Source organism: uncultured Campylobacter sp. (assembly GCF_905372745.1).
Lineage (GTDB): Bacteria > Campylobacterota > Campylobacteria > Campylobacterales > Campylobacteraceae > Campylobacter_A.
In genome coordinates this window covers 1-14103 of record NZ_CAJPQR010000028.1, presented here as the reverse complement: position 1 = coordinate 14103, position 14103 = coordinate 1, and the positions used below count along the sequence as shown (strand labels likewise).

Below are 14103 nucleotides of genomic sequence, written 5' to 3'. Positions count from 1 at the left end.
TCCCTTTTTGAAATAAATTTGATGAAATCTTAAATAATCAATGTAAATTATACGTAAAATCTTTATATCAATATAAATTTTAATTGATAACCAATATCCGTTTTTTAGGGAAATAATTTAAATTTAACTTCAAATTTGCCGAATTTACAAATATCAAATTTTAACAGATGATGATATTTTATCTGCCGTTTGCTTAAATTTATAATTTAAAAATAACTCTTGCGATTTTTGCCAAAAATTATTTTAATTTTATTTGTATATAATTCGCGTATTTTTTTAAAAAGGCAAAATTAATGAAAAAGCAAATTTATATAATTCACGGCTACGACGCCTCGCCGCAAAGCCACTGGTTTTCTTGGTTTAAAGAAAAGATGCGCGGCCTTGCCGAGGTGGAAATTTTAAAGATGCCAACCCCGCAAACGCCAAAGCTAAACCAGTGGCTAGAAACGATGAAGCAAAACGTAAATTTAGGCGAAAATTCATTCATCATCGCGCACAGCCTAGGCACGATAACTAGCCTAAATTTTCTTAGCAGTTTTGCAAATTTGCCCAAATTGGGCGGTCTGGTTCTCATCTCGCCGTTTGACGAGCCGATTGAGGAATTTGCGATTTTAGATGAGTTTTGCGAACCGCAAATCGCCTACGAAAAGATAAAATCAGCGACGAATTTTATAAAAGTAATAGCCGCAAAAGACGACTATATCGTGCCTTGCGAGCTTAGCCTAAAGGTCGCGAGAAATTTAGGCGTAACGCCCGATATCTTTGAAAAAGGCGGGCACTTTTTGGGCGCGGACGGCTTTAGCGAATTTGAGTTTATGCTAAATTTATTTAGGGATGCAGCTTTACCGAAAACGGGCGATCAAAAGTAAAATTATTTAAAAAATGTTACTATAATGCACACTTTGTTTTCGATTTTGCATTTTTAAGGATAAATTTTGAGAGAATTAAAGTCCATATTTTTTAGTATGACCTCGGCGATTGTTTTACTGATAATATTTGCGGTCGCTAGCGGCGCGGCGACGATAATAGAAAGCTACTACGATACCAAAAGCGCGTGGGCTGCGGTTTACGGCGCGAGCTGGTTTGCTCTAGTGCAGGTGCTTTTGGGTATAAATTTAGCTTACAATCTTTTTAGATACGACCTTTTTAGAAATGAAAAACTACCCGTTTTGATATTTCACGTTAGCTTTTTATTTATGCTTTTAGGCGCTGCTATGACGCGATATATGGGCTTTGAAGGCACGATGCGCATAAGAGAAAACGAAGCTTCAAACGCCGTTTTCGGGTCGGCTTCGAGAATAGAAATCGCAGCCGAAAAAGACGGTAAAATTTACTCGGATTCTATCCAAAAGTACATCACTTCTTTTGGCTTAAACGGTTTTAATTTACCGCTTAAAATCGAGGATAAGAAGGCAAATTTAAGCTTTGAAGGCTACTACAAAAATGCCGAGACCGAGTACTACGAAGCAGACAAGGGCGAGCCGCTCGTTAGGCTTGCGGTCTCAAGCCCAGACTCAAAAGAGGAAATAAGCCTACAAGCCGGCCAAACTCGCGAGGTGGGCGGCGTTAGCTTTGCATTCGACGCGCAGCCGCTACTTGAAAATTTCGTCAAAATCGAGCTAAAAGAGGGCAAATTTTATCTAACTTCGAACCAAAATATCGGCTACTTTACGATGGCGACGAATGAAAAAGGCGAGTACGCCAAGGATAAAGAGACTGAGTTTTTGCCGATGAGGCTTTATACGGTTGCTGAGGTAAATTTCGTCCCAAAGTCCCTACTAACTAAGGCCGCACAGCGTATCGTTAGCAAAAACGGAGAATTCGACGCGCTCGTGGCAAATTTAACCTACGACGGGCAAACCGAGCAACTAACCCTATACGAAAACAGCTACGCGCCGGCAAAAGCGAAAATAGACAGCGTGCTTTTTAACGTCTACTGGGGCGCTAAAATGATCGAACTTCCTTTTTCTATAAAGTTAAACGACTTCGAGCTTAAGCGCTATCCGGGCTCAAATTCGCCGATGAGCTACTCTAGCGACGTCATCGTCGAGGACTCACGCACCGGCGATTTTCCTTATAAAATTTACATGAACCACGTACTAGACCACGACGGATATAGATTTTTCCAAAGCAGCTACGATATGGACGAGCTTGGCACAGTATTATCGGTAAACCGCGACCCGGGCAAAATCCCGACCTACGTCGGCTATTTTTTACTGGGACTCGGGCTATTTTTAAACGTAATAAATCCTCGCTCGCGCTTTAGAAAACTAGCCAAAATGATAAACGAAGACGCCGTCAAAAAGCTTGCCGCAATCCTTTTGGTAACGAGCGCGGCAGCGTTTTCGCCGACTAAAATTTACGCTATGGACGAGGCTTTAAATATCGACGCAAGTCACGCCAAAGAGCTTTCTACGCTAATAGTTCAAAGCGGCGACGGCAGGATGAAGCCTTTTGATACGGTCGCAAGAGATATCTTAAACAAAATCCACCGTAGCGATACGCTTGAAGGGCTAAATGCCGACCAAGCCGTGCTTTCGATGATGACGAACGGTTTTTACTGGCGCGACAAACCTATAATCTACGTAAATAATAAAGAGATAAAAAAGCTAATCGGCATAGACGAAAAGGACAAATTTGCAAGCTACAACGACTTTTTTGAAAGCGACAAAGACGGTAAAATCGCCTACAAACTCTCCAAATTCGCCGAAGCCGCAAACCGTAAAATGCCGGGCGAGCGAGGCACGTTTGATAAAGATATACAAAAAATAGACGAGCGGCTAAACATCCTTCATATGGTATTTTGGGGCGAAATTTTCGCCGTATTTCCAAAGATAGACGACCCAAATAATACCTGGTACGGCATAGCTTCTGCGATGATGTATCTGCCTAAAAACGAGAGCGAACAAATCGTCAGGATGCTAAAAGATTATTTTACCGGCGTCGCCGACGCTACCGAGAACAATAACTGGCGCAAAGCAAACCAAGCTCTAGCCGAGATAAAAACCTATCAACAAGAACACGGCAAATCCGTCATCCCAAGCCAAAAACGCGTCGAAATGGAGCTATTTTTTAACGAGTATAAAATTTTCGAATCGCTCACGCTCGTATATCTTTTAGCCGGATTTGGGCTTTTGTGCTTCATTTTCGTCAAGATGGCGCGCCCTAAACTAAATATTAAGGGGCTATTTAAAATCGTCTACGGCATAAATATCCTAGCCTTTTTACTACATACTTTCGGTATCGGAGTGCGCTGGTACGTCGCCGAGCACGCTCCTTGGAGTAACTCTTACGAATCGATGATTTACATCGCTTGGGCTTTGAGTTTATCCGGCATAGTTTTTTCTCGCCAAAGCCCGGTGGCTATGGCGCTAACGTCGATTTTATCGGGCGTTACGCTATTTGTAGCGCACCTTAGCTGGATGGATCCGCAAATCACTACTCTAGCGCCCGTGCTTCAGAGCTACTGGCTAACGATCCACGTATCTGTTATCACGGCTAGCTACGGATTTTTAGGACTTTGTTCGCTGCTCGGTATGTTTACGCTCACACTTTTTATTCTGCAAGGCGATAAAGAAAATAAAGAAATTTCGCGAAATATCCTTGAGGCTACTCGCATAAACGAGATGGCGATGATACTGGGCCTTAGCCTGCTTACGATGGGAAATTTCCTAGGCGGCGTGTGGGCTAACGAGAGCTGGGGTCGCTACTGGGGCTGGGATAGTAAAGAGACCTGGGCGCTAGTTTCCATCCTGATATACGCGGCCGTTTTGCACGTTAGATTTATCCCTAAGCTAAATAGCCAGTACGTCTTTGCCGTCGCTTCTATGTTTGCTTATTGGTCGATTATAATGACGTATTTTGGCGTAAATTTTTATCTCAGCGGCATGCACTCCTACGCTGCCGGCGAGCCGGTGCCGGTGCCGCCTTTCGTATGGATAGGCGCGCTTTTGATGGTTTTGATCGCCGTGTTGGCGTATTTTAGAAAGCCTATAAAAGGAGTAAAACTATAATGAATCAAACCGCAGTAGTAATCATTTTAGCGACCGTTATTTTAATACTCGTAGCTTCTCTTATTTTTCTAGCGGCAAAACTCGGCGGCGACAAGATCGCAGCCAGCGCCGCAGCCAAAGAGGCCGCTGAGCGGGGCGTTACTTTAGACGACCTATTTACCGTCGCAAGCGATCCTAGTACTAGTAAAAATAAACTTTTTTCTATATTAAGGATGTTTTCTACGAATTTTAGATTACCGCCCAAAAAAGATGGCGTAGCTCCCGACGAAGCCAAAGAGTATCTAAATTTTATTACAGCTTTAGCCTCGCACAAAAACGCCGACGCTAAGCTAATCGCATTTATGAGCAACGAATTAAAAAAGAAAAATCCCGAGTACGTAAGAGAAATCGAGGCCTACGAGCAAAAAGGAACCTTAAAAAGTAGGTCGTAGCTCGTAAATTTTAAAGACCCAAAATGCTAATTTCGGTAGATAAAACGCTCATCTCGCACCGCTGCCATAAAACCCTCGTTTACTGATTTTATGGGCCTAGGATTAATCTAAATCGCCTAATTTAACCGCTCTTTTATCAAGCGGTAAAAACGACACTTACGGCATTTAAGCTTGGCCTGAAAGCGCGCAGACCAGGCGCAGTCGAGCGATACGCATATTTTAGCGCCGTTTTAAAGATAAAGGAGCGCAAACCGCTTATTCGCCGATAAGATACCGTATTTTTCAGGTAGCTATAACCCGTTTGGTTAAAATTTAACGCTTTAAATGCGCAAAAACGGGTATCGCCGAGGCTAAAGCTTAAATTAGGCGGTTTTTACTCGTAGGCCGAAAGTACTTTTGCGCCCGCGCTTTTACAAAGCTAAAATCGGCAATCTCAAATTTAGTCTTTTATGCCCCAAAAAGCGACTCGGCTAGCTGCGCGATACCGATAGATTTACGCTAAAGCGTCCCTATTTGCCCGCCGAATTTAGACTTTGGGCCAAATTCGGCGCCCTTTAAACAAGACGACGCTTATCTGCGTTAGCTTACTTCACAAACGGCAGCTCAAATTTGACCCACTCGTAGTCAAGCCCGATCTTCGTCACGGCCTCGTAGCAAATCGCGCTAAGAAGCCCTGCAAAAAGCCCTGCTAGCATATCGTCGCCCATCACGCCGAGTCCGCCCTTGACATCCCTATCGATGCGTCCTATCACGGAAGGTTTCCAGATATCAAACACCCTAAAAAACAAAACCGAGAGCGCAAACTGCACCGCCGTAGCACCGCTGATAGATATCGCCAGCCAAACGCCCGCAACCTCGTCTATCACGATGCTGCCGTGATCGTGCACGCCGGTTTTCGCCTCATAATCGTCGATAATCTTTATGCTATATAAAAAAAGGCAAATCGAAACCAAAAATAGCGTGGAAGCGGGCAAGATCATCAAAATCCCAAACGCCGCGACCGCGCCCGCTATCGAGCCCACCGTGCCGGGAGCTTTGGGGCTTAGGCCGGCGCCGAAAAACGTTAAAAACAACCTTTGCATAATATTCCTTGAAATCAAATTTAAATCATCATCGGCGCATTTTTACTCGCCGATTTTTAGCGCGATTTTAGCAAATTTAGCTTGCAAATTTCAAAATTCAAACGTCAAATTTGCGCCAAGCTCGGATATTTTCAAATTTGCAGGCGCGAGCCGATAAATTTGAAGCAAAAGCGTAAATTTTACCCAGGCTTTTGACTCGTAAATTTTGACGGCAAGCACGACCGCACCCTGCGCAAAAACCGGCGCCGAAAAACGTCAAATTTGACGCCAAATGCGGCAAACGCCTCTCGCTGGTAAAGCCGCAGCCTCGCGTCATAGATAAATAGCATCGAATTTTAAAGTTTTGCGGCGCGGGTCTAGGCGAGTAAATTTAAAGCCAGAATCTATAAAAAGCTCGGTTGTAAATTCAAACGTAAAATTTTAGGCGCACTACGCAGGGCAAATCCAAATACCTTACTTCGCCTACGGCTCAAATTTAGCAAAGCTAAGACGCGTGCTAAATTTACCGACTCCGTTAAAATGCTCGCAAAACAAGCCGCTTTACCAAAACGGCAGAAAGCAAATTTAGCTTAGCGACGTCGTCTGATAAAGCTTCATTAATTTTTCGTAAAATTCCCTCTCCGTCTGCTTTTCGAGCAGCCCGTTGCTAGGGAAAAGATCGTCGCAAAGCTTTTGGATATTTTCAAATCGGTTCGGGAAAAGCTCGCTTAGCACCATCGCCGATATGTCGCGTCGCATGAGGATCGCAGGCGGCAAGATACCAGCTAGCAACAATGTTTTTAGCGTCTGGGCGTGGTATTTGATGTGGTGGTGCTGGCCGTGCGGGCAGGTCTTGGTGCTAACTAGCGTTTTGCATTCGTTGCAATAAACAAGCTCCGGTAATACGACTATCTCTAAATTTAGATCGTTTTTGTATCGCTCTAGCACCGTGTGAGCGACGTTGTGATCGTAAAACATCCCGATACCCGAGTGATTTTGACCGACTACGAGCTTATCGGCGCCCAGCCTATGCGCCGCGATGCACTCTAGCGTCGGATTTAGGTGCGAACTAAAGAGGCTGGAGTTTTCAAACGGTACGATGATTAGGCGATTTTGCGGGATGTAGTTTTGGATGAAGTATTCAAGCACCTTTTTTTTGAGCGCAAAGCTCATCACCTCGTCCGCGCCGTGGCTTTTTAGCAAAAAAAGCAACACCAAATCAGCCTTGTCTATCGTCATCCTGATTAGGCGTTCGTGCGCGCGGTTAAACGGCTCTGCGGTAAGCATGATAGCCGTGATTTTTTGCGCGTTTTGCTCCCTTTTAATGGACTCGATACGCTCTTTTACCTTTTCTAGCGCGCTGCCGTAGATTTTTACCTCGCCGCTTATAGCCAGCTTGCCGCAGCATTGCTGCGCCAACTCGGTTTCGTTAGCGCGAAAGATATTTTGCGCGCTTTTGGTTTCGTCAAATTTAAACGAGCCGCTTACGTTTATGTGTCCGACAGGCTCGCCGCTAGAGTTTATCAGCTCTATTTTCTCGCCTTTTTGCGCGTTTTTTATCGTTTCTTGATTGCGCTTGCCTTGCGGCGCGAAAACGAAAGCATAGGGCATCGGCTCGCCGCCTAAAAAGCCCGTTTCATAGACCTCGTTTGCCTCTTTTTCGTTCATCAGGCGGTTAAATTTGCTAAAAATTTGATTTTCTATGAGATCAAGCGCGCCGAAGGCCTCGTCGTTTATCAGTATGCTATTTTTTCTTGGCGACGTCATATTTTTTCCTCTTTTCCCAAAGCGATTTGCGCGAGATACCTAGCTTTTTGCTAAGCTCGGTGTCGGGGTATTTGTCCTGATAGTTTACGATGATGTGCTTGATGTAGTCGTCGATCGTCAAAATTTCGTCGATTTGGAAATTTTTCTCGTCGCTTGTGATATTTAGCGTCTCCATCGGCGTCTCTTCGTTAGGATTGGTCGAGCTTGCGATGAGTTTGCGTTTGGCGGCGAGAGATACGATCTGATTTTTGGCCTCTTGGCGTAAAATTTGAAAATTTGAAAAATATAAAAGCGTGCGCGGATTTGCCGCAGCTACGGCCTCTACGTCGATACCTGGCTCTAGCGGGACGTATTTGAAGCTCAAATTTAGCGCCTTTGCGTATTCGAAAACAAAATTATCGGCGTTTATCATTTTATTGCACTTGATGAGAAGCGGCAGCTTTATGCGCTTAAAGTCGAAATTTAGCGCCGATACGGCCTTAAAATGATAGTTTAGGTAGTCCTGATAGGTTTTTATAAATGTTTGCAGACGCCTAAACTCCTCGAAATGCTTTATCTTTCGCACCAGCTCCTCGATCATAAACGGCTTTTGTATGTAGTCGCTAGCACCCGCTTTTATCGGGATCGAGACGGTGTCGTTGCTGATGTACGTGATGAGCAGGATGACGACGGAGTCTTTAAATTTATGTATGATTTTTAGCGTGTCGTCGCCCGCAAACGCACTAGAGAGCAGCACCACGTCAAAGTGTACGTCCTTGGCGCCCTCCTTTGCCCTCTGCTCGGGCTCGCTTTTCATCGCCTCCGCCGCGCTCCTTGCTATCTCGCACTCATAGCCTAGATTTTCTAGCTTTGATGCGATGCTTTGGGCTAGGTAGATTTCGTTTTCTATTATCAAAACTCTCATTTTTTTACTTTCGTCGTTTTATTTTTGCGTCCAGTCGTAAATTTTTAGACTCGCCGACGCCGTAGCAGCTATACCCTCGCCTCGCCCCGTAAAGCCTAGCTTCTCGGTCGTCGTGGCCTTTACGTTTATGCGATTCGGGGTTAAATTTAGCGCATTTGCGATATTTATTTCCATCGCGGATTTAAATTTACTAAGCTTAGGTCGCTCGGCGATAACCGTGACGTCGGCGTTTACCAGCTCAAAACCGACGCTTTGTACGAGCCTATATGCTTCTTTTAGTAACATAGCCGAGTCCGCACCCTTAAATTTATCGTCGGTGTCGGGGAAATGCTCGCCTATATCGCCGAGTCCAGCCGCTCCTAGTATGGCGTCTATGAGCGCGTGGATGGCCACGTCGCCGTCGGAGTGAGCCTTTAAATTTCGCTCGAAAGGAATTTTTTCGCCGCCGATTGTTACGAAACTTCCCTCTTTTCTCTCTTCTTCAAAGGCGTGCACGTCAAAACCGTTTCCGACGTAAATTTCGCTTGAGGGCGCGCCAAGGCCGCAAATTTTGGCTAGATCGTCTTTAAACGTGATTTTTCTAGCGTTTTCGTCGCCTTGCACGTACCAAATTTTACCGCCCGCAGCCGCTATCGCCGAGCTATCGTCGGTGTAAATTTGACCTGATTCAAGCGCGCTTTTTAGCATTGCCGTGCGCGAGAGTTGCGGCGTCTGGATGAGTTTTATCTGCTCTCTATCGACGGCCTGGGAGCCTAGATAAACGGTATCTGGCACTTTGAGCGCAGGCACGACGCAGTCGGCGTTTTGGATGCCGCCTATTATACGCGAGAAAAGCTCGGCGCTAATCATCGGACGAGCTATGTCGCTAACTAAAACAAATTCGCTTTGAACGAGTTTAAGTGCGTTTTTTAGGCTCTCTTGACGCGTCGCTCCGCCTTTTACGAAGCGATACGACGGGGCAAATTTACTCATATATTTTTCCTCGTTTGAGGCGATGATTATCTCTTTAAAAGCGTAGTGCGAGCTTAAATTTTTAGCCGCAAAGAGCCATAGCGGATCGCCTCCGACGCGCAACCACTGCTTTTTAACGGGCATTTCAAAACGGCTGGAGCTTCCGGCTCCGAGCATTATCAGCGTAACGTCTAGCAAAATTTCTCCTTTGGCGAAGTGTTACGATATTATACATCCTAAAAGCTTGTTTTTATCTTTTTTGAGTAATATTAGAACCAAAAATTTAAGGAGCGAAATATGAAAGAATTTCGGGTCAAATTTGACTCCGCCGACAAAACTCCGACGCAGATGTACTACGCTAAAAAGGGCGTCATAACGCCCGAGATGAACTACGTAGCGCAGGCTGAAATGCTAGATCCCCAGCTCGTTAGGAGCGAGGTCGCCGCAGGCAAGATGATAGTCCCGGCCAACATCCATCACGAAAATTTGCTCCCGATGGCGATCGGCAAGGAGGCCAAAACCAAAATCAACGCAAATATCGGCAACTCAAGCCTAAGTAGCGATATCTGCGCCGAGCTTGAAAAGCTGCAAATTTGCCTAAAATACGGCGCCGACACGGTCATGGATTTAAGCACGGGCGGCGATTTGGATGCCATTAGAAGCGCTATAATCGCAAACTCCACCGTCCCCATAGGCACCGTGCCGATGTATCAGATCATCCACGACATAAAAGAAGTCAAAAATTTGACTACGGATGACATCCTAAAAACACTTGAAAAGCAGGCTCGCCAGGGCGTTAGCTACTTTACGATACACGCGGGCTTTTTGCTCAAATTTATGCCGCTGGTCGCAAAGCGCAAGATGGGGATCGTTAGCCGCGGCGGCAGTTTAACTGCTAGCTGGATGATGCACCATCATAAAGAAAACCCGTTTTACGAGGCCTTTGACGATATTTTAGGAATTTGCGCCGCTCACGACGTCGCGCTATCTCTTGGCGACGGGCTGCGTCCTGGCTGCCTATACGACGCGACTGATGAAGCTCAGCTTAGCGAGCTACGGGTTTTAGGCGAGCTAACGCTACGCGCATGGGAGAAAAACGTGCAGGTTATGATCGAGGGGCCGGGTCATATTCCTTTAAACCAAATAGAGTATAATATGAAAATCGAACGCGAGCTGTGCCACGGCGCGCCTTTTTACGTGCTAGGGCCGCTGCCTACGGACATCGGCGCAGGGTACGATCACATCACTTCGGCTATCGGCGGGACGATGGCGGCCTTTTACGGAGCCTCGATGCTGTGCTACGTGACGCCTAAAGAGCACCTTGGTTTGCCAAACGCAAACGACGTCAGAGAGGGTATCGTAGCACATAAAATCGCCGCTCACGCAGCCGACGTCGCGCTAGGCAAAGCACGCGCGATAGAGCGCGATCACGCGATGAGCGACGCTAGATACGCTTTTGACTGGAACAGGCAGTTTGAGCTAAGCCTAGATCCCCAAAGAGCGCGCGAGCTGCATGATGAGAGCTTGCCGCAAGAGTCGTTTAAAAAGGCGGAATTTTGCTCGATGTGCGGGCCTAAATTTTGCGCGTATAAAATTTCAAAAAATCTAACGAAGGAGAAAAATGTTAAGTAAAGAGGATGTCTTAAATAGACTAAAAGGCGTGATATATCCAGGCTTTGAGAAAGATATCGTGAGCTTTGGATTCGTAAAAAACGTCGAAATCGGCGATAAAATTTTAATCGAGGTCGAGATCGTAAGCTCAAATCCGGACGTAGCAAACGAGCTGCGAACCGACATAAAGCGCGTGATGGGCTCAAACGAGTGCGTCATCAATATCATCCAACCAAAAATTCCCGAGGAAAAAAGCAACACTCAAAGCGGTAAAAACATCGCTCCGCAGATCAAAAATTTCGTAATGGTAAGCTCGGGCAAAGGCGGCGTGGGCAAGAGCACTACGACGTTAAATTTAGCTATCTCGATGGCAAAGCTAGGCAAAAAAGTAGGCATCCTAGACGCCGACATCTACGGTCCAAACATCCCTAGGATGCTAGGCGAAGTAGGCACTCAGCCTCAAGTCGTCGGCAACAAACTAAAACCGATCCTAACTCACGGCGTCGAGATGATGAGTATGGGCGTGCTAATGGAAGAAGGCATGAGCCTCATCTGGCGCGGCTCGATGATAATGAAAGCTATCGAGCAGCTGCTAAAAGACGTATTTTGGAGCGAGCTGGACGTGTTGTTTCTGGATATGCCTCCGGGAACGGGCGACGCACAGCTAACTCTAGCTCAAAGCGTACCGGTGACTGCGGGCGTGTGCGTCACGACGCCGCAAGTAGTAGCGCTTGATGATAGCAAAAGAGCACTTGATATGTTTGAAAAGCTTCACATACCAATCGCCGGCGTGATAGAAAACATGAGCGGATTTATCTGCCCTGAAAGCGGCAAGGAATATGATATATTTGGCAAAGGCACGACCGAGGAAGTGGCAAAAGCCTATAGTACCGAAGTGCTAGCCGAAATCCCTATCGAGCCTGCCGTTAGAGTCGGCGGCGACAGCGGCAAGCCGGTGAGCTTTTACGAGCCAAACTCGGTCACGGCTAAACGCTACGAAAAAGCGGCGGCTAGGCTGTGGGAGATAATCGAAAATATCAACAATGACGGCGGCGCGGACAACTCGTCTATCCAGCCCGTGATGGACGGCAAGAGTGCTTGCTCGAAGTAAAATTTAAAATCTAAAGCCCGAATTTACTCAAATTTGGGCTTTAACTCTCGCAAATTTACAAATTTAGGAGAACGACGATGAAAGCGATCGTAACGGTGATCGGTAAGGACAAAGTTGGCATTGTAGCGGGCGTTTCGGCCAAGCTCGCGCAGCTTGGGCTAAACATAGATGACATCAGCCAGACGGTTTTGGACGAGTTTTTTACGATGATGGCGGTGGTTTCCAGCGACGAAAAGCAGGACTTCACGGCTCTGCGCGAGGAGCTAAACGAGCTAGGCGAAAAGCTAAAAGTTAAAATCAACATCCAAAGCTCGGCGATATTTGACGCCATGCACAACATCTAAGGTGCCGATATGGACATCAAAAACGTAACCGAAACGATCGCGATGATCGAGGAGCAAAATTTCGACATCCGCACGATAACGATGGGCATTAGCCTGCTTGACTGCATCGATCCCGATATCGACAAAGCGGCAGAGAAAATTTACGCCAAGATCACCGATAAGGCGCGTGATCTGGTAAAGGTCGGCAATGAAATTTCAGCAGAGCTCGGCATTCCGATCGTAAATAAACGCGTCTGCGTAACGCCGATCGCCATCATCGGCGCGGCGACGGATGCCGTGAGCTACGTGCCGCTTGCTAGAGCGATGGACGAGGCGGCGCAAAAGGTCGGCATCGACTTTATCGGCGGCTTTTCGGCGCTCGTGCAAAAGGGCTACGCAAAGGGCGATAAAATTTTAATCGATTCCATCCCCGCCGCGCTCGCCGCGACGCAGAAGGTCTGCTCGTCCGTAAATATCGGCTCGACAAAAACCGGCATAAATATGAGCGCGGTCGCCGACATGGGGCGCGTGATCAAAGAAACGGCGCGGCTTTCCGATCTTGGCGCTGCAAAGCTGGTCGTGTTTGCCAACGCCGTCGAGGATAACCCCTTTATGGCGGGCGCATTTCACGGCGTAGGCGAGGCAGAAGTCGTCATAAACGTGGGCGTATCGGGCCCCGGCGTCGTTAAGCGCGCGCTTGAGAAGGTGCGCGGAGCAAGCTTTGACGTGGTCGCAGAAACCGTGAAAAAGACGGCGTTTAAGATCACGCGCATCGGACAACTCGTAGGACAAATGGCGTCCGAGCGCCTTGGCGTGAAATTTGGCATCGTCGATCTATCGCTGGCTCCGACTCCGGCGGTGGGAGATTCGGTCGCGCGCGTGCTTGAGGAGATGGGCTTAGAGCGCGTCGGCACGCACGGCACGACTGCGGCTTTGGCACTGCTAAACGACGCGGTCAAAAAGGGCGGCGTGATGGCGTGCAACCAAGTAGGCGGGCTTAGCGGCGCGTTTATTCCCGTCTCGGAGGATGAGGGCATGATCGCCGCGGTGCGCGCAGGCTCGTTAAATTTAGAAAAGCTCGAAGCGATGACCGCGATCTGCTCGGTGGGGCTCGATATGATCGCGATCCCGCAGGATACGCCCGAGCAGACGATCGCCGCGATCATAGCCGATGAGGCCGCGATCGGCGTGATAAATCAAAAAACGACCGCCGTGCGCATCATCCCAAAAGGCAAAGAGGGCGACACGCTGGAGTTTGGCGGGCTTCTAGGCAGCGCGCCCGTGATGAGCGTAAATAAAAACTCATCGGCGGACTTCATCGCCCGCGGCGGCCAGATACCGGCTCCTATCCATAGTTTTAAAAACTAAATCTAAAAGCCCGCTAGAGAAGTTTTAAAAACTAAATTTACAAAGTCCGCACGAAAAGCTTTAAGAAACGCTTTAAAAGCTAAATTTACAAAGCCGGCCGTAAAAAACGGCGGGCTTTACTCTTGTTTTACGCTTAGAGCCTAAATTTAATCTTTGCTTTTTTACGTTAATTTATCCTTTGCCTAGCCTTTATTTTTACAGCCTTATATCTAATATTTACTCCGCTAAACTCCGCTTTTTATCGCAGCCTAATCTTGCCGCTTAAATTTACCCCTTTTCATTTTTTACGCATACCGTCGTAAATTTACTATAGCGTTAAATTTAAGCCCGGTCTTAAATTTATCCCGGCTTAGCCGGTCCTAAATTTATCTCTAAATTCGCTTTTAAATTTTACTTAGGATTTTTTGGCTAGATAAAAATTTATCTGTGTTTTGTCCCTTGTTTTAGGCTATTTCCGCGGGCTCTTTATCTGCTTACTTAAAAATTATAAATAATTACGCTATAATCCCAAACGCAATCCTAACGGATTAATCTTGGCTTATTAGGGACGGCTGCGGTTGCCT

11 protein-coding genes are annotated in these 14103 nt (G+C 46.8%); 7 read left to right on the top strand and 4 right to left on the bottom strand.

Features of this window, described 5'->3' with window-relative positions; translation table 11 throughout:
* Positions 1 to 293 precede the first annotated feature (293 nt).
* From QZ157_RS08120 to QZ157_RS08110, 3 genes are all read left to right on the top strand, one after another.
* Positions 294 to 869, top strand: coding sequence for an alpha/beta hydrolase (locus QZ157_RS08120; RefSeq protein WP_295144193.1), 576 nt, complete (start codon positions 294 to 296; stop codon positions 867 to 869).
* Between the two features lie 66 nt (positions 870 to 935).
* Positions 936 to 4013, top strand: a complete 3078-nt coding sequence (ccsA, locus tag QZ157_RS08115) for a cytochrome c biogenesis protein CcsA (protein ID WP_295144190.1) — start codon at positions 936 to 938, stop codon at positions 4011 to 4013.
* A complete protein-coding gene (locus tag QZ157_RS08110; protein WP_295144187.1) occupies positions 4013 to 4444 on the top strand; it encodes a fatty-acid--CoA ligase in 432 nt (143 codons plus the stop codon). The genes ccsA and QZ157_RS08110 overlap by 1 nt, the downstream gene beginning before the upstream one ends.
* A 584-nt stretch (positions 4445 to 5028) precedes the next feature.
* On the opposite strand, the gene QZ157_RS08105 is transcribed toward QZ157_RS08110, so the two are convergent.
* The 4 genes from QZ157_RS08105 to QZ157_RS08090 form a co-directional block, all read right to left on the bottom strand.
* On the bottom strand, positions 5029 to 5526 hold the full coding sequence (locus tag QZ157_RS08105) for a phosphatidylglycerophosphatase A (RefSeq protein WP_295144184.1): 498 nt from the start codon (positions 5524 to 5526) through the stop codon (positions 5029 to 5031).
* 564 nt (positions 5527 to 6090) lie between these two features.
* Positions 6091 to 7272, bottom strand: a complete 1182-nt coding sequence (locus QZ157_RS08100) for a sulfate adenylyltransferase (protein WP_295144182.1) — start codon at positions 7270 to 7272, stop codon at positions 6091 to 6093.
* The gene (locus QZ157_RS08095; RefSeq protein ID WP_295144144.1) at positions 7250 to 8176 is read right to left on the bottom strand and encodes a response regulator; all 927 of its coding nucleotides are present in this window, start codon (positions 8174 to 8176) and stop codon (positions 7250 to 7252) included. The genes QZ157_RS08100 and QZ157_RS08095 overlap by 23 nt, the downstream gene beginning before the upstream one ends.
* Before the next feature lie 18 nt (positions 8177 to 8194).
* A complete protein-coding gene (locus tag QZ157_RS08090; RefSeq protein WP_295144142.1) occupies positions 8195 to 9325 on the bottom strand; it encodes a bifunctional 2-C-methyl-D-erythritol 4-phosphate cytidylyltransferase/2-C-methyl-D-erythritol 2,4-cyclodiphosphate synthase in 1131 nt (376 codons plus the stop codon).
* Between the two features lie 99 nt (positions 9326 to 9424).
* Between QZ157_RS08090 and thiC the strand changes: the two genes are divergently transcribed.
* From thiC to QZ157_RS08070, 4 genes are all read left to right on the top strand, one after another.
* Complete coding sequence (thiC, locus tag QZ157_RS08085) at positions 9425 to 10759, top strand: phosphomethylpyrimidine synthase ThiC (protein WP_295144139.1); 1335 nt, start codon at positions 9425 to 9427, stop codon at positions 10757 to 10759.
* Positions 10749 to 11849: an Mrp/NBP35 family ATP-binding protein gene (locus tag QZ157_RS08080; protein ID WP_295144136.1), complete on the top strand. Its 1101-nt coding sequence runs from the start codon at positions 10749 to 10751 to the stop codon at positions 11847 to 11849. The genes thiC and QZ157_RS08080 overlap by 11 nt, the downstream gene beginning before the upstream one ends.
* A 77-nt stretch (positions 11850 to 11926) precedes the next feature.
* Positions 11927 to 12193 (top strand): ACT domain-containing protein, encoded by a 267-nt coding sequence (locus tag QZ157_RS08075; protein WP_002944456.1) that lies wholly within the window; start codon positions 11927 to 11929, stop codon positions 12191 to 12193.
* A gap of 9 nt (positions 12194 to 12202) precedes the next feature.
* Positions 12203 to 13540, top strand: coding sequence for a PFL family protein (locus tag QZ157_RS08070; RefSeq protein WP_295144131.1), 1338 nt, complete (start codon positions 12203 to 12205; stop codon positions 13538 to 13540).
* Positions 13541 to 14103: the final 563 nt, after the last annotated feature.

Bases quoted from the DNA above. Each gene is read 5' to 3' on its own strand.
- QZ157_RS08120 (WP_295144193.1), top strand. From the start codon at position 294: ATGAAAAAGCAAATTTATATAATTCACGGCTACGACGCCTCGCCGCAA.
- QZ157_RS08110 (WP_295144187.1), top strand. From the start codon at position 4,013: ATGAATCAAACCGCAGTAGTAATCATTTTAGCGACCGTTATTTTAATA.
- QZ157_RS08105 (WP_295144184.1), bottom strand. From the start codon at position 5,526: ATGCAAAGGTTGTTTTTAACGTTTTTCGGCGCCGGCCTAAGCCCCAAA.
- QZ157_RS08100 (WP_295144182.1), bottom strand. From the start codon at position 7,272: ATGACGTCGCCAAGAAAAAATAGCATACTGATAAACGACGAGGCCTTC.
- QZ157_RS08095 (WP_295144144.1), bottom strand. From the start codon at position 8,176: ATGAGAGTTTTGATAATAGAAAACGAAATCTACCTAGCCCAAAGCATC.
- thiC (WP_295144139.1), top strand. From the start codon at position 9,425: ATGAAAGAATTTCGGGTCAAATTTGACTCCGCCGACAAAACTCCGACG.
- QZ157_RS08080 (WP_295144136.1), top strand. From the start codon at position 10,749: ATGTTAAGTAAAGAGGATGTCTTAAATAGACTAAAAGGCGTGATATAT.
- QZ157_RS08075 (WP_002944456.1), top strand. From the start codon at position 11,927: ATGAAAGCGATCGTAACGGTGATCGGTAAGGACAAAGTTGGCATTGTA.
- QZ157_RS08070 (WP_295144131.1), top strand. From the start codon at position 12,203: ATGGACATCAAAAACGTAACCGAAACGATCGCGATGATCGAGGAGCAA.